Annotated in this window: 23 protein-coding genes; 16 read left to right on the top strand and 7 right to left on the bottom strand. The window is 37.6% G+C overall.

All coding sequences use genetic code 11. The features are described from left to right. Positions 1–61: 61 nt before the first annotated feature. Together DKG77_RS13360 and trkA are read right to left on the bottom strand one after the other, a co-directional pair. Positions 62–1552: a TrkH family potassium uptake protein gene (locus DKG77_RS13360; RefSeq protein WP_109663893.1), complete on the bottom strand. Its 1491-nt coding sequence runs from the start codon at positions 1550–1552 to the stop codon at positions 62–64. Further along, positions 1552–2901, bottom strand: a complete 1350-nt coding sequence (gene trkA / locus DKG77_RS13365; RefSeq protein ID WP_109663896.1) for a Trk system potassium transporter TrkA — start codon at positions 2899–2901, stop codon at positions 1552–1554. Before trkA ends, DKG77_RS13360 begins: the two co-directional genes overlap by 1 nt. Positions 2902–3089: 188 nt before the next feature. On the opposite strand from trkA, the gene ubiE reads away from it, so the two are divergent. Both ubiE and porT read left to right on the top strand, forming a co-directional pair. Continuing rightward, positions 3090–3818, top strand: coding sequence for a bifunctional demethylmenaquinone methyltransferase/2-methoxy-6-polyprenyl-1,4-benzoquinol methylase UbiE (gene ubiE / locus DKG77_RS13370; protein ID WP_109663899.1), 729 nt, complete (start codon positions 3090–3092; stop codon positions 3816–3818). A 4-nt stretch (positions 3819–3822) separates the two neighbouring features. Then, entirely contained in the window at positions 3823–4521 is a 699-nt protein-coding gene (porT, locus tag DKG77_RS13375) for a type IX secretion/gliding motility protein PorT/SprT (protein ID WP_109664397.1), read from the top strand. An 18-nt stretch (positions 4522–4539) separates the two neighbouring features. On the opposite strand, the gene DKG77_RS13380 is transcribed toward porT, so the two are convergent. Further along, on the bottom strand, positions 4540–5259 hold the full coding sequence (locus tag DKG77_RS13380) for a TrmH family RNA methyltransferase (protein ID WP_109663901.1): 720 nt from the start codon (positions 5257–5259) through the stop codon (positions 4540–4542). 24 nt (positions 5260–5283) lie between these two features. On the opposite strand from DKG77_RS13380, the gene tamL reads away from it, so the two are divergent. The 3 genes from tamL to accD are packed head-to-tail and all read left to right on the top strand — an operon-like array spanning position 5284 to position 9900. Beyond that, positions 5284–7878, top strand: coding sequence for a translocation and assembly module lipoprotein TamL (tamL, locus tag DKG77_RS13385; protein WP_109663904.1), 2595 nt, complete (start codon positions 5284–5286; stop codon positions 7876–7878). Positions 7879–7934: 56 nt separating this feature from the next. Beyond that, positions 7935–9002, top strand: coding sequence for a class II fructose-bisphosphate aldolase (gene fbaA / locus DKG77_RS13390; protein WP_109663907.1), 1068 nt, complete (start codon positions 7935–7937; stop codon positions 9000–9002). Positions 9003–9039: 37 nt separating this feature from the next. Beyond that, positions 9040–9900 carry an acetyl-CoA carboxylase, carboxyltransferase subunit beta gene (gene accD, locus DKG77_RS13395; protein WP_109663910.1) on the top strand — a complete coding sequence of 287 codons (861 nt, stop codon included), beginning with the start codon at positions 9040–9042 and terminating at the stop codon, positions 9898–9900. Positions 9901–9941: 41 nt separating this feature from the next. Here accD and DKG77_RS13400 read toward each other — a convergent pair whose 3' ends face one another. After that, a complete protein-coding gene (locus DKG77_RS13400; RefSeq protein ID WP_109663913.1) occupies positions 9942–10820 on the bottom strand; it encodes a hypothetical protein in 879 nt (292 codons plus the stop codon). 154 nt (positions 10821–10974) lie between these two features. Between DKG77_RS13400 and rpsO the strand changes: the two genes are divergently transcribed. From rpsO to DKG77_RS13415, 3 genes are all read left to right on the top strand, one after another. Further along, positions 10975–11244 carry a 30S ribosomal protein S15 gene (gene rpsO, locus DKG77_RS13405; protein WP_109663915.1) on the top strand — a complete coding sequence of 90 codons (270 nt, stop codon included), beginning with the start codon at positions 10975–10977 and terminating at the stop codon, positions 11242–11244. A 223-nt stretch (positions 11245–11467) separates the two neighbouring features. Further along, entirely contained in the window at positions 11468–13702 is a 2235-nt protein-coding gene (locus DKG77_RS13410) for a polyribonucleotide nucleotidyltransferase (protein ID WP_109663918.1), read from the top strand. A 166-nt stretch (positions 13703–13868) separates the two neighbouring features. Then, complete coding sequence (locus tag DKG77_RS13415; protein ID WP_055393867.1) at positions 13869–14732, top strand: sigma-70 family RNA polymerase sigma factor; 864 nt, start codon at positions 13869–13871, stop codon at positions 14730–14732. Positions 14733–15806: 1074 nt separating this feature from the next. On the opposite strand, the gene DKG77_RS13420 is transcribed toward DKG77_RS13415, so the two are convergent. Then, on the bottom strand, positions 15807–16391 hold the full coding sequence (locus DKG77_RS13420) for a hypothetical protein (protein WP_109663921.1): 585 nt from the start codon (positions 16389–16391) through the stop codon (positions 15807–15809). Between the two features lie 25 nt (positions 16392–16416). Beyond that, a complete protein-coding gene (locus tag DKG77_RS17025; protein ID WP_165819398.1) occupies positions 16417–16578 on the bottom strand; it encodes a hypothetical protein in 162 nt (53 codons plus the stop codon). A gap of 369 nt (positions 16579–16947) precedes the next feature. On the opposite strand from DKG77_RS17025, the gene DKG77_RS13425 reads away from it, so the two are divergent. From DKG77_RS13425 to DKG77_RS13460, 8 genes are all read left to right on the top strand, one after another. Then, the gene (locus DKG77_RS13425) at positions 16948–18012 is read left to right on the top strand and encodes a sensor histidine kinase (protein ID WP_109663924.1); all 1065 of its coding nucleotides are present in this window, start codon (positions 16948–16950) and stop codon (positions 18010–18012) included. Positions 18013–18015: 3 nt separating this feature from the next. After that, a complete protein-coding gene (locus tag DKG77_RS13430; RefSeq protein WP_109663927.1) occupies positions 18016–18768 on the top strand; it encodes a LytR/AlgR family response regulator transcription factor in 753 nt (250 codons plus the stop codon). 214 nt (positions 18769–18982) lie between these two features. Further along, a complete protein-coding gene (locus DKG77_RS13435) occupies positions 18983–21196 on the top strand; it encodes a DUF5916 domain-containing protein (protein WP_109663929.1) in 2214 nt (737 codons plus the stop codon). A 148-nt stretch (positions 21197–21344) separates the two neighbouring features. After that, entirely contained in the window at positions 21345–22124 is a 780-nt protein-coding gene (locus DKG77_RS13440; protein WP_109663932.1) for a leishmanolysin-related zinc metalloendopeptidase, read from the top strand. A 72-nt stretch (positions 22125–22196) separates the two neighbouring features. Beyond that, on the top strand, positions 22197–22856 hold the full coding sequence (rpe, locus tag DKG77_RS13445; RefSeq protein WP_109663935.1) for a ribulose-phosphate 3-epimerase: 660 nt from the start codon (positions 22197–22199) through the stop codon (positions 22854–22856). Continuing rightward, positions 22856–23824 carry a YpdA family putative bacillithiol disulfide reductase gene (locus tag DKG77_RS13450; protein WP_109663938.1) on the top strand — a complete coding sequence of 323 codons (969 nt, stop codon included), beginning with the start codon at positions 22856–22858 and terminating at the stop codon, positions 23822–23824. Before rpe ends, DKG77_RS13450 begins: the two co-directional genes overlap by 1 nt. Positions 23825–23920: 96 nt before the next feature. Next, entirely contained in the window at positions 23921–24652 is a 732-nt protein-coding gene (locus tag DKG77_RS13455; protein ID WP_109663941.1) for a hypothetical protein, read from the top strand. A 3-nt stretch (positions 24653–24655) separates the two neighbouring features. Beyond that, a complete protein-coding gene (locus DKG77_RS13460; RefSeq protein WP_109663944.1) occupies positions 24656–25042 on the top strand; it encodes a DUF2721 domain-containing protein in 387 nt (128 codons plus the stop codon). A gap of 10 nt (positions 25043–25052) precedes the next feature. Here the strand turns inward: DKG77_RS13460 and DKG77_RS13465 are convergent, their stop codons facing one another. Then, positions 25053–25628, bottom strand: coding sequence for a hypothetical protein (locus DKG77_RS13465; RefSeq protein ID WP_133248459.1), 576 nt, complete (start codon positions 25626–25628; stop codon positions 25053–25055).

Here is a 25628-nt window from a genome sequence, read left to right on the forward strand (position 1 = left end):
CGGTCAAACAATTATAAGATAATTACCCTTCAATTCTATATGGATTGAAGGGTTTCTTTTTTTAAGTCTTCTTCCAAAAATATGGTGTTAAAATAATCAGCACCGTAAAAAGCTCTAAACGGCCTAATAGCATTAAAAAGCCACACCACCATTTACCAGCATCCGGCAGGCTATTATAATTGCTTACGGGGTTAAGGCTTCCCAATGCAGGGCCTACATTCCCTAAAGATGAGGCTGAACCGCCAATTGCAGAAACAAAATCAAGGCCCAAAAACCCAAGCACCAAAGAACCTATTATGAAGAATAACATATAAAGCACAAAAAAGGCAATTATGTTATATACAATATGCTCGGAAACTGTTTTTTCGTTATAACGAACAGGAATAATAGCATTGGTATGTAAGGTCCTTTTAAATTCCAATAGACCATTTTTTATGATCAATAAATGTCGCATCACCTTTATTCCACCGGCGGTAGAACCCGCAGATCCTCCCAAGAACATAAGTCCAAAAAAGAAAATGGTTAAAAAGGGGGTCCAGCTTGTAAAATCTGCTGTTACAAAACCAGTAGTTGTAACGATTGCCACAACCTGAAAAAGAGCATGCCTAAATGCACTCTCTCCCTCTCCCGAAACCATAGGGTGGAAATCCGACACTTCAACATTTGCATTAAAATAAACCACCAATGCTGCTATTATTGTAAAGAGAAGAATGAAAATTGCGTAGTATTTGAACTCTTCATCCTTGAGTATGCGCTGTACCTTTCCAGTAAAGGCAAAGTAGCTCAACACAAAATTACTACCGGCCAAAAACATAAAAACTATAGTAATGTACTGAACCAATGGTTGATTGTTCCAATATGCTAAACTTGCATTTTTTGTCGAAAAACCTCCTGTAGATAAAGTTGCCAAGGAATGGTTCATTGCATCAAAAAAAGACATTCCCGCCAATTTTAAGAGAATTGTTTCCGCGACGGTATATCCAAAATAAATCAACCATAATCGTTTTGCGGTATCTGTTATTCTAGGATGTAACTTATCCCCTGCCGGGCCAGGTGCTTCCGCTGCAAACAATTGCATTCCTCCTATTCCTAAAAGTGGAAGAATGGCAATTGCAAGAACAATAATACCCATTCCCCCTATCCAATGTGTCAAGCTTCGCCAGAAAAGTATTCCTTCTGGCATAGCTTCTATATCATCTATTATGGAAGCTCCAGTAGTGGTATAGCCGGATATGGTTTCAAAAAAAGCATTGGTAACTTCAGGTATTGTTCCTGAAAAGAGATAGGGCAGTGTACCAGAGATAGACATAATTATCCATCCAAAAGTTACTACAATGTATCCTTCTTTTCTTTTTACTTCTTTTTTATGGCCCCTTGTATAAAACATGGCCATAACACCAAATAGCATAGTAACTATGGCTGCAAGAGTAATATCCAAAGTAACACCGTCTTTGTAAATGCCGCTTACAAATGCAGCCAAAAGCATAAAAGAGCCATTGCAAAGTAGCAACAACCCCATAATGTGCACAATAATTCGCGTATTGAGTCCCATTACAAGAACAACTTTTCTATTTTAGAAATTGCTTTAGGCAAACAGCAAACTACAACGCGGTCTCCTTCTAAAATCTTAAAATCCCCTAGGGCAATAATACCTTTTCCGTCTCTAATAACACCACCTATGCTGGCCTCCCGTGGAAAGTTTAGTTCTTTTATGATTTCACCATTTACCAGGGATGTGGCTTTCACCTCAAATTCTAAAATCTCTGCATTTAGGTTGTTCAAACGTGTTAACGCAAGCACCTCTCCTCTTCTTATATATCTAAAAATATTGTTGGCGGCCAAAAGTTTTTTGTTGATTAGCGTATCAACCCCAATTGAATGTGATAGCTGAAAGTAATCCATATTCTCAACCAACGCGATGGTCTTTTTAATCTTTTTGGATTTGGCCACCAAACAAGACATAATATTGGTCTCTGAATTTCCAGTAACAGCAATAAATGCATCCATTGACTCTAAACTCTCTTCATCCAAGAGCTCAACATTTCTTCCATCACCATTGATCACTAAGGCATGAGGTAGTTCATCTGCTATGTCAAATGCTTTTTCTTTGTTCTTTTCAATGAGTTTTACATTGAATTTTTTATTGCACAGATCACGGGCAGTTTTAAAACCAACTTTACTGCCGCCAAGAATCATTACATTTTTAATTTCCTTCTTTTGCATTCCTGTGAGCTTATAAAGCTCCTCAACCCCTTCGGCTGATGTAATGAAATACACTTGATCTCCTTCTTTAAAAACAGTATCACCTCTTGGAATAAGGGTATACTGAGTTCCCATGCGCTGTAGCGCAATGGGCATAAAATGCAGTTCTGGAAAAATTTTGGCGGCTTCCTTGACCATTTTGCCCACAAATGGAGCTGATTTTGGCAAGAAAACTCCAATCATGGTCAACAACCCTCCTTCGAACTCATAGGTGTCATTAAAGGCAGATTGGTTTAGTAGCAATTGTATTTCTGTCGCCGCTAATTCTTCCGGAGAGATCAACTCATCTACACCAAGTTCATCGAACTTAATAAGTTCTTTATTATCTATAAACTCAGTATTGGATATTCTAGCAATGGTTCTTTTACAGCCCAACTGTTTGGCCAAAAGGCAAAGTGTTAGATTAGTCGTTTCTGACGATGTGACCCCAATGACCAATTTAGATGTTTCAACTTGTGCATTTCTCAGCACTTCTATTGAAGTGGCATCTCCTCTAAGGACTCTAATATCCAAATGATTGTCTGCATACGCCAAACTCTCTTTGTCCGTATCAATCAATGTAATTTCTTGTGCTTCATAAGACAAAAGTTTTGCCAAATGAAATCCTACCTCACCTGCTCCCGCAATTATAATCTTCATTGATTAGAATAAGATGTTCTTAATAGATTCAATTTGTAATGGTAAAAAAAGAATATTGACCACAGTCTAAAAGACGAATACCTAACATAATACGGAAAAGTTTTCCTTTGTTGCGAGGCAAAATTACGTAATTATTTTTGTTCACCTCTCATATACCTAAGTTGTATATTTGCCAGCAAATTCAGCACATGTCCAAAAAAGTTAAACCTTATAAAGATTCTGACCTAGGAAAAAAGGAACAAGTAAAGCAAATGTTCGATACAATTTCTAAGGATTACGATGGATTAAACAGGGTGATTTCTTTCGGTATAGATTTAAAATGGCGCAAAAGAGTTGTAAATCTTCTTAAGAAGAAATCACCAAAGACCATTCTAGATATTGCAACGGGTACAGGAGACCTGGCAATTGCAATGACCAAGACAGGTGCAGAAAAAATCGTTGGGTTGGATATTTCACCTGGAATGCTGGAAGTGGGAAAAAGCAAAATCAATGGAAAAAACCTGCAAAACACCATTCAAATGGTAGTTGGCGATAGTGAAAATCTTTCTTTTGATGATAACACTTTTGATGCTGTAACAGTAGCTTTTGGTGTGCGCAACTTTGAAAACCTTGAAAAAGGACTTCAAGAAATCTACAGAGTATTAAAACCAGAAGGAAGTTTGGTGATACTTGAAACATCTGTACCCACTAAAACACCATTTAAGCAAGGATACAAGTTGTACACAAAATATATTCTTACCGGTATTGGCAAAACCTTCTCTAAAGACCGTTCTGCATATGATTATCTAAGTGAATCAGCTTCCGTTTTTCCTCATGGGCAACAATTCAACAATATTTTGGCCAAAATTGGGTTTATAGGTATAGAGAACATGCCCCAGACATTTGGGGTGGCATCTATATATGTCGCTACAAAATAATTTGATGAAAAACGTCCTTCTTCTATTTGGCCTGCTATTATTGGTATGCCCAAATTCCTCGGCACAGTTTAAAAAAGATCCTATTCTCAATCTTCAAAGTGAGGATTTAAAGTTATTGAACTGGGGGTACTATCTTGGGTTTAATCAATATGATTTTCAATTTGAATATGAAAACGATATTGGACAAGATATTTTGGTTGATACAAGTGCTGGATTCAATGTTGGTTTGATTGGGGAAATGAGAATCAATGAGTTTTTAGATCTACGTTTTGAGCCTGGATTGCTTTACACATCCAGAAATTTAGGTTTTCCCGGTTTTACATCTGAAAATGATGCAATTAGGGAAGTTAAATCAACCTACATAAGATTTCCCCTATTACTAAAGGTTAGTGCCAGAAGGTTTGGTAACTGGAAGCCTTATCTTACTGGCGGAGTATATACAGCAATGAATTTAGGAAGCAAGGAAGACAGTTTAGATGACAATAGTAGTGGTGAATTCCGTATGAAACAGAATGTTTATGGCTATGAGCTTGGTTTTGGAATTGATATTTACACAGAGTACTTTAAGTTTTCGCCCTCGATCAGAGGAGTCTTTGCTTTAACGGACGAACTTGTCCCCGACAATGACCCCAATAGTCCTTGGACTGGAAATATCAATGCAATGCGTACTCGAGGAATCTTTATAAATTTTACTTTTGAGTAGTCTGGCAACATACTAAAACTAACTTCTTCTTACTTCATTCAAGAGAATTGCAGTTGCTGTTGCAACATTTAGGCTTTCCGTTGTTTCTGGGCCAAACTGGGGAATGGTTATCTTTTGAGAGACGATATCGGTGATTTCATTAGAAATTCCATTCGCCTCATTGCCCATTACCATGATTCCTGTTTTGGGCATTTTTACCTGATAAACCGCATCGCCATCCATAAAGGTCCCAAAAACTGGAAGCGAGGTTTTTGTCAAATAGTCAAGCAAATCCATATAAACTACATTTACTCTTCCTATAGAACCCATAGTGGCTTGCAACACTTTAGGGTTATAACAGTCTACGGTATCCAATGAACATATAAGGTGTTTTATACCAAACCAATCACATAATCTAATTATCGTACCCAAATTACCAGGGTCACGAACGGCATCCAATGCTACCAGCCAATCTGTGTTTTCGGTTTTTTTGACATTTGGTATATAAAACACCCCTAAAACTCCATTTGGATTGCTTAGGCTGCTCATTTGCTTTAACTCTGATTTTGAAACAACCTCAACTCCATTGAAATTTTCAGCTTTATTTGGTTCGTCAACAAACAACTTATAAGGCTTTAACCCAGCCTCTAATATTTCATTTACAGTCTTTGCACCCTCAACCACAAATAGCCCGTGTTGACTTCGGTACTTTTTTTGCTGTAAGCTAACAACTAGTTTAATTTGGTTTTTGGTAACCATCTAAATCGTGTATTTTTGGCGTCTATGAAGGGTTTTTTAGGTCTAATGTGTAACAAGGCAAAAATAGGGTTATTGTTGCTTATGGTTACCATGATAGGTTGTAACACCCTTAAAAGGGTGGACGACAATGAGTTGCTTCTTACCAAAAACACCGTTTATGCAGATGAAGAGAAGGTTAAGGATGATAACATTCAGAGTCTTATTGCTCAAAAACCCAATAGCAGCTTACTTGGCTATCGTCTTCGTCTAAATCTATACAATCTTGCTAAAGAAAACCCAGATTCTTCTTTTCAAAATTGGCTGCACAGGAAAGAAAAACGAGAAAAAAGACTGAACAGGTTGCTTTCCAAAAAGCAAGTAAACAGATTAAAGGAATCCTTTGTGGTTAAAGGGGCAAGTGATTTTTTCAAAAGAATTGGTGAACCGCCTGCCGTTATTGATACTGCTCTGACCCAAAAAACTGTTGATAGATTAAAGGCGTACTATAATAGCAAAGGTTATTTCAACAATTCGGGCACTTATTCCATTGTTAAAGGAAAAAGAAAAAAAAGAGCCGAAGTTGATTATAAAATTTCCCTGGAAAAGCCATTTCTTATTGATACTATCCTAAAAAATATATCCTCTCCTGAGTTAGATTCAATTTACGATAGCTCGTTGAATAACTCCCTTGTAAAAGATGGAGAGCAATTTGATCTGGCAAATTTTAACCAAGAGCGAGAGCGGTTAACCACATTGTTCAGAAACTCCGGAGTCTATAATTTTCAGGAAAGTTCTATTAACTACGATATCCTAAGGGATACTTCACAAGTAGCAAATGATCAATTGATGGATGTTCAATTAAATATCCAAAAACCCAGAAGCACAGGAGATACCTCTTTAACCAATAGCCCATATAGAATTCATAAACTAAAAAAAATAAACATATATGCTGATTACTTGATCGGTGGCGGCACAGATTCTTTAAAATCGATAGAATATGAAAACTATACCATATATTACAATAACAGGCTCAAATACAAGCCCAAAGCACTTACCGATGCCATTTTTTTTGAAAAAGATAGTATCTACAGGGATTTAGATAGAATTAGGACCTATAGGCAGATTACCAATCTTAACACGTTTAAATATCCAAACATTGAATTTATCCCAGATACCACCCAAGCGCAGTTGATCACAAATATTTATCTGGCACCTAGGCCAAAGTATTCGTTGAATTTAGATTTGGATGTAACGCATTCCAATATTCAACAAGTAGGGACCGCGTTTAGTGGTTCAGTTATTACACGTAATGTTTTTGGAGGGACAGAGACCCTGAATATCTCGGCGCGGGGATCCATTGGTCTTCTTAATGGACGCAATATTTCAATAGCAGGCGAGACTTTTACATCGGAAATAGGAGGAGATATCAACATTACGTTTCCAAGAATTTGGTTTCCATTGAATACCGAAAAAATTATTCCATATTACATGTTGCCACAGAGCAGGTTTCTTATAGGTACCAACTTTCAAAAGAACATTGGTTTGGATAAACAATCCTTCAATAGCATCCTATCTTACAACTGGTCACCATCAAATAGCCTAAAACATAATGTAGAATTGCTGAATGTGGAGTTTGTACGGAACGTGAATCCAAATAACTTTTACAATGTTTATCAGAACACCTTCAGCAATTTGGACAACATTGCTGATGAATTTCAGGATGACCCACAATATGCCACATTCTTTAGAGATAGCGAGAATACCGAAGACCCACTTATATTAGGAATTCCAGATGGGGCCAACGAATTTGTGCAAGCAGTGCTTAACGGTGAAATACCGGTTACTACCGAGCAACTAAGCGAAGTTAACAGTATTGAGGAGCGAAGACAAAGACTGACTGAAAACAATCTAATCTTTGCCAGTAACTATACATATACAAAAAACAGCAAAATAGATGTCAATGACAACGATTTCTATCAGTTTAGACTGAAATTGGAAAGTGCCGGCAACTTGCTTTCTTTATTGGATGGCGCTATACCTTACAATAAGAATGATAATGATCAACTTTTGGTATTTGGGGTGCCCTTCTCACAATACTTTAAAACTGAGTTTGACTTTGTAAGGCATTGGGAAGTATCCAGTTCTAAAGTTTTGGCATTTCGAAGCTTTTTTGGACTGGCAATTCCTTACGGCAATTCCGAAAGCATTCCTTTTGTACGAAGTTATTTTGCGGGGGGCTCCAACGACAATAGGGCATGGAACCCATATGAATTAGGCCCAGGAAGCACAAGTAACATTAACGATTTTAATGAGGCCAACCTAAAACTTGCCATGAACCTGGAATATCGCTTTCCCATTGCAGGTGACGTAAAAGGGGCCCTTTTTGCAGATGCTGGCAACATTTGGAACGTCTTTGACAATGAAGATAATCCAGACGCTATATTTAGTGATTTTAGTTCACTGGCAGATATCGCTTTAGGTACAGGTTTTGGTATTCGATACGATTTTACCTATTTTATTTTTAGATTAGATATAGGCTTTAAAACCTATAACCCAGCAGAGGAGGTATCCAAACGTTGGTTTAGGCAATATAACTTTAAAAATGCTGGTTTCAATATCGGAATCAATTATCCTTTCTAGAGTAAATATTTTATTACTTTTGTGCCTTAACTCAACCGTAACTAACTAAAGAAAGTATGTCCCACAATATTAAGCCAGGCGTTGCCACAGGTGATGAAGTACAAGCAATTTTTAACCATGCCAAAGAAAATGGTTATGCGTTGCCAGCGGTAAACGTAATTGGATCTAATACCATAAATGCCGTCTTGGAAACTGCTGCGGCCTTAAATTCTCCTGTTATAGTCCAATTTTCCAATGGAGGTGCCCAGTTTAATGCTGGAAAAGGATTGTCCAATGAAAACCAAAGGGCAGCCGTACTAGGAGCTGTTGCAGGAGCTAAGCACGTGCACCAATTGGCTGAGGCTTATGGAGCAACGGTCATTCTTCATACAGATCATTGCGCTAAAAAATTATTGCCTTGGATCGATGGTCTTTTAGATGCCAGTGAAGAACATTATGCCGCTACAGGGAAATCCCTGTTCAGTTCTCATATGATAGATTTATCTGAAGAACCTATTGAAGAAAATATTGAAATATGCAAGGATTATTTAGAACGCATGAGCAAGATGGATATGACCTTGGAAATAGAATTGGGAGTAACCGGAGGTGAAGAGGATGGTGTAGATAACACAGATGTAGATAGTTCCAAATTATATACGCAACCAGAGGAAGTTGCCTTTGCATACGAAGAGTTATCCAAAGTAAGTCCTAAATTCACCGTCGCGGCCGCTTTTGGAAATGTGCATGGGGTTTACAAGCCAGGAAATGTAACATTGACTCCAAAAATCTTGAAAAATTCCCAAGAATTCGTTTCAGAAAAATATGGAGTGGAGCATAATCATATTGACTTTGTTTTTCATGGTGGATCAGGTTCATCTGTTGAAGAAATTAGAGAATCCATAGGATATGGTGTTATAAAAATGAACATTGACACGGACCTTCAGTATGCATTTCTTTCAGGAGTAAGAGATTATGTTCAGGATAAATCAGGATATCTTCAAGCTCAGATAGGAAACCCAGAAGGCGATGATCAACCAAACAAGAAATTCTACGATCCAAGAGTGTGGCTTCGCGAAGGAGAAAAAGCTTTTGTGGACAGATTGAAGAAGGCGTTTGAAGACCTAAACAATGTAAACACATTGTAACCACCAAAAAAAAGCCGTTTAACTTAATTTTGATTGCATGTCGTCTTGGTTTAAAAGAAAAGAGAAAGGAATTCAAACAGCTACGGAGGAAAAAAAGGACACTCCCAAAGGTCTCTGGTATAAATCTCCAACAGGGAAAATCGTTGAGTCCGAGGACTTGGCAAAAAACTTTTATGTTAGTCCAGAAGATGATTACCATGTCAGAATAGGAAGTAAGGAATACTTTGAAATTCTATTTGATGACAACAAGTTTAAAGAGTTGGATGAAAAATTGTCTTCCAAAGATCCTTTACGTTTTGTGGATACTAAAAAGTATTCTGAAAGACTAAAAGCTGCTCAACAAAAAACAGGTCTTAAGGATGCCATAAGAACCGCAGTGGGGAAATCCATGGGGAAGGAAATAGTTATAGCCTGCATGGACTTTAGTTTTATTGGAGGCTCAATGGGAAGCGTTGTAGGTGAAAAAATAGCCAGAGCTATTGACGTTGCAAAAAGAAGAAAAGTTCCTTTTCTAATGATTTCAAAGTCTGGAGGAGCGCGAATGATGGAAGCCGCATTATCTCTCATGCAATTGGCAAAAACTTCTGCAAAATTGGCTCAGTTGGCCGAGGCAAAAGTCCCCTATATTTCGTTATGTACGGATCCCACCACGGGCGGGACCACAGCTTCCTATGCCATGCTTGGAGATATCAATATTTCTGAACCAGGAGCATTAATAGGTTTTGCTGGACCAAGAGTGGTCAAAGATACTGTTGGAAAGGATCTTCCCGAAGGGTTTCAAACATCAGAATTTGTAAAAGAGCACGGGTTTCTGGATTTTATAACACACCGTAGAGATTTAAAGCAAAAAGTTAATTTGTATATTGATTTAATCCAAAATCAACCGGTTAGAGCATAAAAAAAGCCTGCAATTGCAGGCTTTTTCTTTTTCCAAGTTATTTATTTCAAAAAACGCCTTAAAAACACTTCTTTCTCAGTTCCATCAGGTTGTGTTAAAATTCCTTTTGCATCACAACTACCATCTCCAAAATCCAAACTTGCTGTATTGTCATTTCTTGAGATTTCCAACACTCCACTTACAATAAATCTACAGGACATTTCTCTTCGCAATGGTGTAATCACCTCTTTTACAAAAACATTGCCCAATATACCTACATAAGTTCTCTTCCCAGTAATTAGAAAAACATTATCTCCCCAAAACCCTGAGCCATAACCTTCTATCCATTCCCTTGTTCTAGTCCCCTCAAACGAAGCTGTATCTCCTTCTGGCCAAGTAGCGGTGAAAGATGCATTTGCTGTGCCTTGTGGGTTACCATTTTCATTGGAGCGAACCCTAAGAATATCCGCAGAACCTTCAACAGCAACAGCATTAAAAGTGAAGTTTTCCAAAGTCAGTGCAATGGATTTAGATGCTATCTCCATATCCTTTGTGTAACTCAACTGAATTATTCCACTTAACACATTACCATTGGGAAGTTCGCAGCCTTCACCAAAATCAATTGTCTTTTCCCTTGTAGTGTCCGTAACTACAGTCGTAATCGTTACACAATCCGGCAAGTAATCAGAGACATAATCAAACTTGGACATAAATGTAATTTCGTCCGCGGCATATACATCTTCAGCAATAGTGGTAACTTCTTCAGAAATCATCTCAGCCTCATCACTGAATTGTAATTCTGTCGAAGAAATCACCTCTTCACTGGATAACTCTTCCGCGGCATTCTCTTCTTTACTGCATGAAACTACTGTTAAAAGCAACATTGCAACAAGCATTGAACTTACTCTTACCAAGTTCATTTGTTCAAGATTCTTTTTCATAATGATTAAATTTTATGGTTTGCCTCTATGACCATTGGAAAAACAAAAGGTTTAATCAGTAATCAAAAATTTTACATTCTAAAAAAAGAGCTTATCTTTGCACGCTGATTGAAAGACAATCTTATACATAAAAATCATTTAAATAAATATTGGAATGTATTTAACAAAAGAAGTGAAAGCCGAGATTTTTAAGAAACACGGCGGTTCTGAAGGGAACACAGGTTCTACGGAAGGTCAAGTTGCATTGTTCACACACCGTATTAACCATTTAACACAACACTTAAAAAAGAACCATAAAGATTACAACACAGAGCGTTCTTTGGTTAAGTTGGTAGGTAAGAGACGTAGTCTTTTAGATTACCTAAAGAAAAAAGATATTGAAAAGTACCGTTCCTTAATTAAGGAACTAAATATTAGAAAATAAACACAAAAGGGGAGGCTTTGGCTTCCCCTTTTATTTTACTAAACTTGTTTTAGTAGTTTAATGGTCCGGATTTTATAGATTGGGACAAACACAAAAAGCTGCCTACAGTTTTTCATTGGTCAGTGCCACAGGCACACACAACAACAACACAACCCGACCGTCCGGATGGCGGTAGACCAAATGTTTAACGACCCGTAAAATTATAACGGGTAAGATATTTTTTATGATTCCAAAAACTTTTAAAGAGGTCATTGACCTTGGTGACGGTAGAGAAATCTCTATTGAAACCGGAAAATTGGCAAAACAGGCCCATGGTTCTGTTGTTGTCCAATCTGGCAAGTGTATGCTATTATGTACAGTTGTCTCAAATTACAAACAAAGTGATGTAGATTTTTTACCTCTTACGGTAGATTATCGCGAAAAATTTGCAGCTGCTGGGCGTTACCCTGGCGGTTTCTTCAAACGTGAGGCCCGCCCTAGCGATGGTGAGGTTTTGACAATGCGTTTGGTTGATAGGGTTTTACGACCATTATTCCCAAAAGACTATCACGCTGAAACACAAGTGATGATTCAATTGATGTCTCATGACGAAAATGTAATGCCTGATGCAATGGCAGGTCTTGCCGCTTCCGCTGCAATTCAACTTTCAGATTTTCCTTTTGAATGTGCTATTTCAGAAGCTAGAGTTGGTCGCATTAACGGTGAATTCATCATCAACCCAACTAGAGAACAGTTAAAAGAATCTGACATTGACATGATGATCGGTGCCTCCGCTGATTCCGTTATGATGGTAGAAGGCGAGATGAAGGAGATTTCTGAGGAAGAAATGACCGAAGCCATTAAATTTGCTCACGAAGCTATTAAAGTACAGTGTGCTGCACAAATAAAACTGGCTGAAGCCTTTGGCAAGAAAGAAGTACGAGAGTATGAACCAGAAAGAGAAGATGAAGATTTAGCCAAAAAAGTACATGACCTAGCTTATGACAAGGTCTATGCTGTAGCTAAAGCAGGTTCTGCAAAACATGAGCGCAGTGCTGCTTTTGATGCTATTAAAGAGGAAGTAAAAGCAACATTTTCTGAAGAAGAATTGGAAGATTTTAGCGATTTGGTATCAAAATACTTCTACAAAGCAGAAAAGGCTGCGGTAAGAGACTTAACCCTAAACGATGGTCTAAGGTTAGACGGTAGAAAAACCGATGAAATAAGACCAATTTGGTGTGAGATTGACTATTTACCATCTGTTCACGGTTCATCAATCTTTACAAGAGGTGAAACCCAAGCATTGGCTACAGTAACTTTAGGTACTTCAAGAGAGGCCAATCAGATAGATATGCCATCCTATGAAGGCGAAGAAACCTTCTATCTGCATTATAACTTCCCTCCTTTTTCTACTGGAGAAGCACGCCCAATTCGTGGAACGTCACGTAGAGAGGTAGGTCATGGAAACTTGGCGCAACGTGCATTAAAAGGAATGATTCCCGAAGATTGCCCATATACAGTAAGAGTTGTATCTGAAGTATTGGAATCTAATGGATCTTCTTCGATGGCAACTGTTTGTTCAGGTACCATGGCATTAATGGATGCCGGTATTCAATTGAAAAAGCCGGTTTCTGGTATAGCAATGGGATTAATTTCTGATGCTGATTCAGGAAAATACGCTGTTCTTTCTGATATTTTAGGTGATGAAGATCACTTAGGAGATATGGATTTTAAAGTAACGGGTACAGCAGATGGTATCACTGCTTGCCAGATGGACATAAAAGTAAAGGGACTTTCTTACGAAATTTTGGTTAAAGCCCTAATGCAGGCCAAGGATGGTAGATTACATATCCTTGAAAAGTTAACGGACACTATTGATGCGCCAAGAACAGATGTTAAGTCTTACGCACCAAAGATTGTCACCAAAGTTATCCCTGGAGAATATATTGGGGCAGTTATTGGTTCTGGCGGAAAAGTGATTCAAGAATTACAGAAAGAAACCAATACCACCATTGTCATCAATGAAGATCCAGATACAGAAGAAGGTATTGTTGAAATCCTAGGTACTGGCCAAGAAGGTATTGATGCCGTAATCGCAAAAATTGACGCATTGATGTTCAAACCAGAAGTTGGTAGCGTTTATGAAGTAAAAGTTATCAAAATGTTGGATTTTGGTGCCGTTGTTGAATACGTTGAAGCTCCAGGCAATGAAGTATTGCTTCATGTGTCTGAATTGGCATGGGAGCGCACCGAAAATGTTTCTGATGTGGTAAACATGGGAGATGTCTTTGATGTAAAATATTTTGGTCTTGACCCAAGAACCAGAAAAGAAAAGGTTTCCAGAAAAGCTTTGCTTCCAAAACCTGAAGGCTATGTTGAACGCCCTCCTAGAAATGATAGAGGAGATCGCAGAGGTGGTGACCGTAGAGGTGGAGATCGCAGAGGCGGTGACAGAGATAGAAAACCCAGAAGGGACTAACAATTAGTTAGCATAACATACACTAAAAAGGCCCAAGGAGAAACCCTTGGGCCTTTTGTTTTCAATAAAAAGTGCAAATAATTTTTGTCAAATTGTAACTTTTTGCGTTTTCCTACGTATAACCTAATGAGCTTCGGTTCACAAACTTAATTTGAAGGGAAATTAAATGAGACAGTTAAAAATTACAAAACAGGTTACCAATAGGGAAACCGCTTCGTTAGACAAATATTTGCAGGAAATCGGTAAAGTTGATTTGATCACAGCCGATGAAGAAGTAGAATTGGCACAGCGAATCAAAGCGGGAGACCAGATAGCCTTAGAAAAATTAACTAAAGCCAACCTTAGATTCGTGGTTTCTGTTGCAAAGCAATACCAAAACCAAGGATTAACCCTTCCTGATTTAATAAATGAAGGAAACCTAGGACTTATCAAAGCAGCACAACGTTTTGATGAGACCCGTGGATTTAAATTTATATCATATGCTGTTTGGTGGATTCGTCAATCCATTCTTCAAGCATTGGCAGAACAATCACGTATTGTGCGATTGCCTTTGAATAAAATTGGTTCCATTAACAAAATCAACAAGACTTTTGCGTTTTTGGAGCAGGCGCATGAGCGTATTCCATCTGCAGAAGAAATTGCCAAGGAATTGGACATGACCGTTGAAGATGTTAAGCAATCACTTAAAAACTCTGGTCGTCACGTATCTATGGATGCCCCATTGATTGACGGTGAAGATTCCAATTTGTACGATGTATTGCGAAGTGGAGAATCTCCAAACCCAGATAAAGATTTATTGCATGAATCCTTACGTACAGAGATTGAGCGCGCATTGGAAACACTTACACCCAGAGAAGCAGATGTCATCCGTTTGTACTTTGGTTTAGCAGGACAACATTCCATGACTTTGGAAGAAATTGGTGAAACTTTTGATTTAACAAGAGAACGTGTTCGCCAAATAAAAGAAAAAGCAATTAGAAGATTAAAACATACTTCTAGAAGTAAGATTTTAAAGACATATTTAGGATAATCCTAAGATTATCTGCACAAATTACAGTTAAACATACCTTAAATTTGTTTTTTGGCAAGAAAGTTGTAATTTGTAATCCTACAACAGTTTATCATGACTGTTCGTTTTTTGATTGATGAATAAACTCCGGCTGATTACCGGAGTTTTTTCATTTATGACCAATGACAAAACCATATAAGTACACGGTTTTTAAGCATGCATTACTAACTAAGTACACACTTTTTTGAAAAAAAGTTACCATATAATACCAGATTAAAAGACAATAATATAGTCTCATACAAAAAGAGAGAAACCCTATTCATGACCCTATTCGTGTTCTAAATCAGGTAAGCTGGAATGATAGCCTAACATTTAGATAAGCCTTGTCCTTTTTTTCTTTCGGAATGATATATGTCCCTTGCAAATTTACCAGCTAATACCGCCAAGCTTCGGCGAGTGAACTTCAATTTGTTCTCGGCGCTCAAGAAATGGTACCGATTGTTATGGTAGTAACTGAACAAAGCCCAAAAACCTTGATTGAGCTCTTGAGAGTGTATCATCACTGTTCCAAGGTTACAAAAATAAAAACCTTGTTCATATGTTAAGTTGTTATGGACCACTGATGTAATATCAGCATAGGGGCTCTTGTGCGGGATAGAAAATTTTGATTTTGTCATAGATTCCTTAGATTAATTGACTGCCAGCATTAATCTGAAGTATGGGAGGGTAGGCAATGTAGGAATTTGACAATTGAAATTCAATAGTTTCTGAACACTCACAAAATTTTTCCTATAACTGTTGCCGCTTGAAGATTCTAGAGATGATAAATTGAATAGTCATTATTAAAAGAACCCATTGGACAAGTTGGAATATACCATGGAGAAGAACATGAGTGTGGGTGCTCTCAGCAAAAAGATGGCAATGGCTACTTTCCTAAAACTTACTTAAGGGCAAAATGGTTTTCAATTGCAACTGAAAGAATGTCATCTGTTATGAAAAGACAAAAACAAGGTTTACGATAATCTATTGAAGACTAATCACGTTACAACATAGTATATGGACAAAAGGGATATAGGTGATATAGGTCTTAAAAGCTTATTTAAAACTAACTTTGCTCGCCTTCTCTTGTAGGCTTTTATCAAGGTTTTCCATTATTTGTTCTCTCTCTATTTTTAATTCTGCATTAATTTGCTTTCTTAAACTCTGCCCAATATTATAATCATCAAGTAATTCCAACTTTTTGAAATTTTTTCTAAAGCCCCAAATATGGACATTATTGAGCTCCACAAAGAAGTCAACAATTGTGGTTCTTAATTCACGAACATTGTTTATTTCTTTTGATAGAAAGGAGATAAATCCAATGTACAGAATGGTACCGATTGTTGCCATTGTAATGCTGCCTACGATTTCAACCATTTCTGTAAAAAATATGCTATCCAAAAAGGTCCAACAAACAAAATAGAATCCAGATGCTATGGTAAATACAGAAATAATTCGAAATACCTTTTTTGACAGTGAATTTTTTGAATGATATGAAGCAGAAACCCAAATGATGGCCCCTATAGTAATTGTTGAAAACTCATTGCCCAATACCCATAAAAGAGAGGACAACGATGTATAGCCGTTAAAATCAATGGTCACATCGTTGTCCTTCAAGAAAAAAATGTATGCAAATTTCATAAACAGCCCTATAAAGGCCAATGCACTAATCGTTACTACCTGGCGGTTTGACTTTCTTGTCGGGTGAAAGAATGTCAATATCTGAGACAATTGATTTCTCTTCTTCATCAATGGAGGAGATTTCGCAGGAAACTGCCATAGCCGTTATCCCAATTAACAATAAGGTTTTGATTACTACTCTTTTCATAATAAGAAAGTTTAAGGGTTTATAACCGTTAAACTACCTCATTTTGCGTAAGTTGATACAAGTTGAGGATGTACTTATCAACCGTGTCCGCTCAAAAAGATATTGCAATATACATAGGGGCTCTGACATTACACTACAGGAAATACTTAAAAAAATTAGGGTTTTTATTGTTAAGAAAAATACAATGAATTCAAAAGAAAACATCAGATTTAAAAGTTTACATTTCTGTAAAGAAAGAAGCATTCAACTTCAAAAATCTGTTGTCTACGGCTGTTTTGATTAAATTTTCCTCCTATTTTGTACTTTCATAACCAAGATTTGTTTTAGCTCAAAAACCAAACGGCTAATAGCTTAAAATTCAACATAGCTATGATTGAAAGTGTACTGAACACAAAAAATAGGATATACTATCACATCCTCTTTTGGTTGGTATATATTCTGTTCTACACAGTCTTTTGGGGCAGTTATGAAGGAAATTATTATGATCAGTTTCTACAATTATTGTTTTTATTGCCTTGGAAGCTAATTCCCACCTACATCACCTTATATTACCTAATGCCCAAATACCTATATCCCAAGAAAATGGTGATGTATGTATTACTCTCTCTTTTATTGGCAATTAGTATGGCATTAATAGATCGGTATATGAATTGGCGTTTTATATATCGATGGTTCTATTTTGAAGAAGGACATTGGAAAGATCACGTTTGGTACTTCCCAAAAGTATTGAACTCTTTGCTCAGGGTCTATACCCCGGTCTTTGTGGCCATGGCCATTAAACTTCAGCGCTTCTACTATCAAAAAGACCAGATAAACAAGGCGTTGGAAAAAGAAAAAGTAGAAACCGAGCTTAAGTTCCTTAAGGCTCAAATCCACCCCCATTTCCTCTTTAATACCCTAAATAGCATCTATTCTCTTTCTTTGGCCAAGTCTACCCAAACACCCAATGCCGTATTGGGCTTATCTAAGTTTTTGGACTATATGCTCTATGAGTGCAACGATCGCTTGATCACCGTAGACAAAGAATGGGAACAATTAATGAATTTGGTGGAACTGGAAAGACTTCGTTATGGTGAACATTTGACCATATCTACCACAATAAAAGACGATAACAAGGAAAGCCTAATACCTCCCTTATTGTTGTTGCCTTTTGTAGAAAATGCATTCAAACACGGTGCGGATACTTTGATTGCCGATTCTTGGATCACCATAAACCTTAAACTGGAGAACCAACAATTACAGTTCATGGTGGAAAATAGCAAAGCTTCCATAGAAAATGAGGAAAGTTTAGATAGCGATAAAAATATTGGCCTTAAAAACGTAAAACGTAGATTGGATTTATTTTTTCCTGAAAAACACCAATTAAAAGTTTTAGAAGAGCCCGACAGTTTTTTAGTAAAACTAGAAATTGATTTAAGTGGAATACATATTTAATGCATGGGTAAAAAAATAAAATGTATTATAGTTGATGACGAGCCTCTGGCAAGAAACGTATTGGAAAACTACGCCGATCAAATTGAACAATTAGAAGTGGTCGCTGTATGTACCAACGCAGTTGAGGCCTTTGGGCATATACAAAAGGAAAATATTGATCTTGTTTTTTTAGATATTAAAATGCCTAAAATCAACGGATTGGAGCTTCTTGAATCCCTTAATCCAAGTCCTTTGGTCGTATTTACTACCGCTTACAGGGAATTCGCTATAAAGGCTTTTGAACTTGATGCAATAGACTACCTTTTAAAGCCAATTTCTTTAGGTCGTTTTATGAAAACTGTTGCTAAAGCAAACAAATATCTAACAGGTAATCCCCCTACCCTTCAACATGAGGCGCAAATCCAAGAAAACACAAAAAACAATCAAACAGAAACTGAGTCCGACCTACTCTACATAAAAGCTCAAAGAAAAGTGGTGAAGCTGGATTTGTCCAACATCCTTTATTTGGAAAGCTTAAACGACAAAGTCATTATTCATAATGCAAATCAGGCAGTAACAACTACACAACGTATTGGTTACTTAGCAGAAAAATTACCATCAAAACAATTCATTAGAATTCATAGGTCCTTTATTGTTTCTGTAGAAAAAGTGACTGCCTTCAACAGTATTATGGTTGAAGTTAATGGAAAGGAGTTACCCATTGGCAGAAATTATAGATCTCAGGCATTGACAATACTTCAAGACCGTTCAAGATAAAAGGGGGCTCCCATTTAGAGCAAATGTTGTTAAGCATTCCTTAAATCGCCCCCCAATGCATTGCTCTATACATTTTCGACAATATTATACAGGGTTTCGGCGCCAAACTACCTCTTAACGTCATTTACCCGCTTAGAAATGGCATTCTCAAAAAGCATTTGATAATCATTCTAAAGACTGTGTTATTTGAGTATCATCAAAAAACGGACAGTTTATGAAAATTGTTTGGTCATCATGCTTCTTGCTCATTTCCTTAATTAGTTTTGCTCAAAATGGAGGTAGCGATACTAGATCACTTTTTAAATATACCATCCAAAAAACCATCGTTCCCATACAACTAGATGGCATTGCTCAGGAAAATGAGTGGGAAGCACATGACGTTACAACAAATTTCTACAATCACTGGCCTAATGATGAGGGGCAGGCCCAAAACCAAACGGAAGTAAAAATCACCTATGATGACAACAACCTTTACATTTTAGCCAAATGTTATGACAAAGGTGAACGAATTATACAATCGCTTGTAAGGGACAATGATAGTGACTACTGGGGAAGTGATAACTTTTCTGTGGCAATTGACCCAGTAAATACCAAACAGAGCGGATTTATGTTTGGGGTTACCGCTGGTGGAGCAGAGCTTGAAGGCAGTCTTACAATAGAAGGTTCCCAAACATGGATGTCTGAAAATTGGGATAACAGATGGGCCTCAAAAACCTCTCAATACGACGGGTATTGGTTGGTCGAAATGGAAATCCCTTTTAAGACCCTTCGTTATAACGCCAACCAGCGCACCTGGGGAATCAATTTTATTAGAGGTGATAAACAAAATAATGCCTACACCACATGGACCCAGTTCCCTGTAAATTTTAATGGAGTAAGCATGAATTATATGGGATCTTTGGAATGGGACCAAAGTCCAGAGAGGGCAAAGGGTACTTTTATTTTTAATCCTTATGTAACTTCCTCATCAACTAGAGACTATGAAGAAGAAAATCAAACTGAAACGCAATTGGAAAGCGATATAGGCGGCGAAGTAAAAGTAGCCCTGACCAGCAGTCTTAACCTAGATCTCACTTTATTTCCAGACTTTTCCAATGCCGATGTGGACCAACAAGTCACCAACATAACTCGTTTTAGTATCTTTTTACCCGAACAACGCAATTTCTTTCTTGAGAACAATGATATCTTTTCCAATTTTGGAACATATGATATTAAACCTTTCTTCTCAAGAAGAATTGGAATTATGGAGGGGGAACCCATTCCCATTGACTTTGGTGGAAGGTTGACCGGTAATCTAACCCAAAACTTACGAATTGGTGTTATGAATGTTCAGACCCGAAGTACAGAAGAATTTGCGGCCCAAAACTATAGTGTAGGTGCTTTTCAACAAAAAGTGTTAAAACGATCTGTTATAAAAGGCCTGTTCATAAATAGACAGGCCACGAGCAAAACGGAAGAATTGGATTATACCAGAAATGCAGGTCTTGAATTCAGTTACATTTCTGAAAACGGAAAATTGAACAATACATTCATGTACCACACCTCATTAACGCCCCAAAACTACAAAGACACCCATTTTTATGGTCTTAGCGGGAACTACATCTCCAAACGTTTTAGAACAGGGTGGTTGCTTAACGTGGTAGGTGAAAACTACATCACAGAATTGGGAATCAATCCCAGATTGGAAAATTACAATGCTCAAACCGAAGAAACCATACGTTTGGGATACACGCTTATTAACCCATGGGTTCGGTACATCACCTTTGTCAAGGGTGAAAACAAAAAACTCAACTACCATGGTCTTCGCACATGGAACAACCTTTACCTAAATTCTGATGGTTCTTTTAACGAAGTGGAGAATAATGTAGCTTATGATTTTGAATACAAAAACACAGCAAGACTAAATTTAATTGCCAGATATCAAAAAGTAGATTTATTGTTTCCAACAGAATTAATTGGAGATGATTTTACTCCAATCCCAATAGATGATTACTCATTCTTTAGGTTTGATCTACGCTATAGGGCAGATAGCCGAAAAACATTTGTTTGGAATACCAACATTGGCTATGGCCAATTTTTTAACGGCACACGCATGGGAGCAATGCTTCAAGGCTCTTTTAGGTTAAGGCCATGGGGAAGTTTTGGACTCACCTATGACTTTAACGACATTCGCTTGGCAGAAGGTTTTGGAGAGAATAAAATCCATTTAATGCGCTTCAATGGAAATATCAGCTTTTCAAACAAGCTCTTTTTAAGCAACGTCCTCCAATACAACTCCCAAGGAGATAATTTTAGTGCATTCTCTCGTCTGCAATGGCGATATAGCCCTATGTCCGATCTGTTTCTAATTTATAACGAAAACCACGACACAACTGGTTTGGGTATCAAAAATAGATCTGTGGTGCTCAAAGTAACCTATTGGCTGTAACACTTCAAAATACGAATATGCCAACTTCTTTCCATTAACATCAAGGTTACCAGTTTACAACGTAAATATCATGTGCAACATGGTCATATATGTTCAAAAAATCTCAAAACATATATCAAACAGCACATGAACCTTAAAATTGGAAAATATGAGCTTTACCATAGAGATACGGTTTTTAGGGGGATTGACCCCATCACAACAAAACATATTTGACGACGCCGCTTGTAGGTGGAAAGAGATTATTTCAGGTGATTTACCTTCGGTACAACTGGCAAATGGAGATATAATAGATAACGTTAGAATTGATGCCCAAGGCACCAATATAGATGGTACATCCGGAATTCTTGGTCAGGCAGGGCCAACACAACTTAGGGCCGGAAGTTTTTTACCGGCAACAGGAATCATGCGCTTTGACAGTGCTGATTTAGCCAGGTTGGAAGCTGAAAGCAGCCTGTTAGATGTTATTGTTCATGAAATGGGACACGTTTTAGGTTTTGGAACCCTTTGGTCCCCACAATTTTTGAACTTAATCTCCGCCGAAGGTTCAGAAAATCCTGTGTTCACAGGGGCAAATGCCATACAAGAGTACAAGACCCTAACAAGAAATGAGGAGTCAGTTCCGGTTCCCATAGCAAATACAGGCGGGCCAGGAACACGAGATGGACATTGGCGTGAATTAACTTTCGACAATGAGTTAATGACCGGGTTTATAGATGACGGCAACAATCCCATAAGCAAACTCTCTATCGCGGCTTTTGAGGATATGGGATACACAGTTGACTATGATGCAGCAAATGCATACTCGTTACCAGACCCAGCACAATTAGCATTAAAAGAATTAAAAGAAAACAATCAATGTAAAATGTGCAGTAGAAAAATTCTCAGATGTGACCCCATAATCCTGCCCGAAAGCGCATTTTTGAATTAGTGGTCCAGATGAAAGAAAGACGCTTAAACTTAAAAAAGCATTTGCTTATTTTTGTAGCCATATAATGCTCAGATGAACACAAAATTAGTAGCTCCTTCTCTTTTGGCGGCAGATTTCGGAAACCTACAGCGAGATGTTGAAATGGTAAACCAAAGTGATGCAGATTGGCATCATTTAGATATTATGGACGGTGTTTTTGTTCCCAATATTTCATACGGAATGCCCGTGATAAAAGCAATTGCCCAACATGCAACCAAACCTTTGGATGTTCACTTAATGATTATTGACCCAGATAGGTACATTAAAACGTTTGCAGATTTGGGAGCCAACTACCTAACGGTTCATTATGAGGCATGCAATCATTTACATAGAACATTGCAAGCTATAAAAAGTGAGGGAATGAAAGCTGGAGTAGCACTTAATCCACATACTTCAGTGAGTTTATTGGAAGATACCATCCAAGATATAGATTTGGTCTGTATGATGAGTGTAAACCCAGGTTTTGGGGGTCAATCTTTCATCGAAAACACCTATCAAAAAGTGAGTGATCTAAAAAACCTGATTGAAAGAAAAAATTCTAAAGCCCTTATTGAAATTGATGGTGGGGTAAATGCGACTAATGCAAAAAAATTGGTGAATACCGGTGCCGATGTTTTGGTAGCGGGCAGTTTTGTCTTTAAAAGTCAAGACCCAACAGAAACCATCAAAAACCTTAAAGAACAAATTGCCTAATGCAGGAATTTGATGTTGTAATAATTGGCGGAGGTCCTATTGGAATTGCATGTGGTCTGGAAGCTAAAAAACAAGGACTTTCGTTTTTAATTATCGAGAAAGGACCTATTGTCAATTCCCTTTTCAACTACCCAATTAATATGCAGTTTTTTTCTTCTTCAGAAAAACTGGAAATTGATGATATCCCTTTTATCAGTAAAGAAGCCAAACCCAAGCGGAATGAAGCTTTGGAGTACTACAGAAGGATTGTTACCTCTAATCAACTCAACATTCATTTGTTTGAAAAAGTCACTGGTGTTAAAAAAAGGAACGACTCTTTTTCAGTAACAACCGATAAAAAACAATATACCGCAAAGAACGTTGTGGTTGCCACTGGTTTTTACGATTTACCTAACAACTTAAATGTTCCAGGTGAGGATTTATCCAAAGTCTCCCATTACTACAAAGACCCCCATTTTTATGCTAGTCAGAAACTAGCCGTAATCGGAGCGAGTAACTCCGCTATTGATGCCGCCTTGGAGTGCTACCGAAAAGGTGCCGATGTCACCTTGATCATTCGAGGTCCAGAGGTAGGGCAGCGCGTAAAATATTGGGTGCGTCCAGACATTATAAACAGAATTGAAGAAGGCAGCATTAAAGCCTATTACAATGCCACGGTAAAGAAAATCTCTTTAACTGAAATACAAATTAACACTCCAGATGGTGTTGTAACCCTAGAAAACGATTTTGTACTGGCACTTACCGGTTATATGCCCAATTTTGAATTCCTTGAAAAATTAGGCATCCAATTGTCCAAGGATGAAAAGCGATTACCACAGTATGATCCAAACACCATGGAATCCAATATTGAGGGACTTTATCTAGCAGGGGTTATCTGTGGAGGTATGGAAACGCATAAATGGTTTATTGAAAATTCCAGAATCCATGCTCCAATCATTGTCCAATCCATTAAGAGTAAGATAAAGTAAGAAATCTTACTTTAACCTTACAAAAACCTCCTTTATCCGTAAGGTACATTCCAAAATCCCTACTTTTAAGTAGTTAGGAACACAAAAACTACGAAAATGACCAAACAATTGCATTTGGCCGCTCAATATTTGGCTACGGCAGCTAAAAGCTTTTTAGAAGCTAAATCTGATGACAGTCATACCAATCTAGGGTTTTCTATAGAAGAAAAAAGCCTTCAAACATGGGATTTGGATGACAAGGGCACAAAACTTTGTTTAAACTATGAGCAATTTTCATTGAAATGGTCACAAACCGATAAATCTTACGCGCTTGATGGAAAAACCCATGAAGAAACCATAAAATGGTTAAGCGATACTTCTAAATCGTTGGGATTTGAAAAGCCATATCAATTTGACCTGCATTATGATATGCCATACATGATGGGCCCAAATGATCGATTTAAAAAATCGGACACACAAGAGTTGATTTTATTAAGAACGTTAGCTCAAACATCGCTAAAATCATTCCTAGACGTAGAAAACCTAACTTCGGACATTCGTATATGGCCACATCATTTTGATACTGGAGCGTTTTGTGTATTGAATGACGGTTCAGGAAAATCGGTAGGGATGGGACTTTCCATTCCAGATTCCATGATTGATGACCATTATTTTTACATTAGCGGGTATTTGGGACATGATGGTCTTGATACTTCTACTTTTGACACATTGACCAATGGCAAATGGTTAAACGATGGTTTCAAGGGTGGTATATTGCCTGCTTCGGGTGTAAGCAATGAGATTGCAGTTCAATTTTTCAGGGAAGCTTTTAAAGCTTACCGGTCTTAAACTATGGAAAGTTGGTACGTTCCAATTACAATTGTTCCCGGTATTGGACTCTTGTTGATGTCCACCTCTACCCTGTTGGGCGCCTTGAGTACTGAAATCAAGAATTTGATTGAAGACCATGTTGATTATGAAGCCTTATTACGGCGAAAGCTAACGCAACTAAAGTTGGTCAACTATGCAATGGTCTTTCTCTACGTATCTGTTGCTTGTTTTGTGCTTTCAGGACTTATAGCGGGGCTGTATGAGAGTACACATACCATGAATGATGACATCCCAATCTATTTTTCTGTTATTGGTATCTTAAGTTGCCTCACTGCCCTAATCCTTTTGACATTATTTTCATTTAGAGCCGTAAAAATCAAGCAAGACCAGTTCAAAGAAAAGTTATAAATGGATTGCGCTAAAGTGAAAATTGATATTGCAGGGAAATGCTGGCTATAAATCCTTGTTCCACCTCATCCCCACTGGTAATTGCATTGATTTCACGTCCAAACCCAGCGGTTAATCCAATTTGAGATTTGGTATTCTTAATAGGCAGGAAGTACCCCCCTTCCAACCAAGGTTGCACTACCAAAGTGTATGTGCTTCCAGCAATGGTACCACCAATAGGTCCAATAGTATCTGTCCAATCAATATTCAAGCTCCAAACATCAACATTAAAGCCTGCTATAAATTTCCCTTTACCAGAAGGATAGTGCTTTCTAAAACCAATGGAACCTCCAAAACCTTCTCCTTCTTCAGTAAGGTTGACATCACTAAAATCTTGACGATCAACAAAATTTACTCCCAATCGGAAAAGCAATGACGAATTTTCATTAAGAAAGTGTTCCAAATTTATAGTGGGAATAATCCCCGCAGGATATACCTGAAGCGAAACACCCAGATCAGTCCGTTTTTTTAATACACTCGAATCCTGGGCATAGGACAATGATAAAATGGAAACACAAAAAAGAAAGCTTACGATTTTACCTTTCAT

This window comes from Flagellimonas aquimarina, assembly GCF_003149745.1.
GTDB lineage: Bacteria > Bacteroidota > Bacteroidia > Flavobacteriales > Flavobacteriaceae > Flagellimonas > Flagellimonas aquimarina.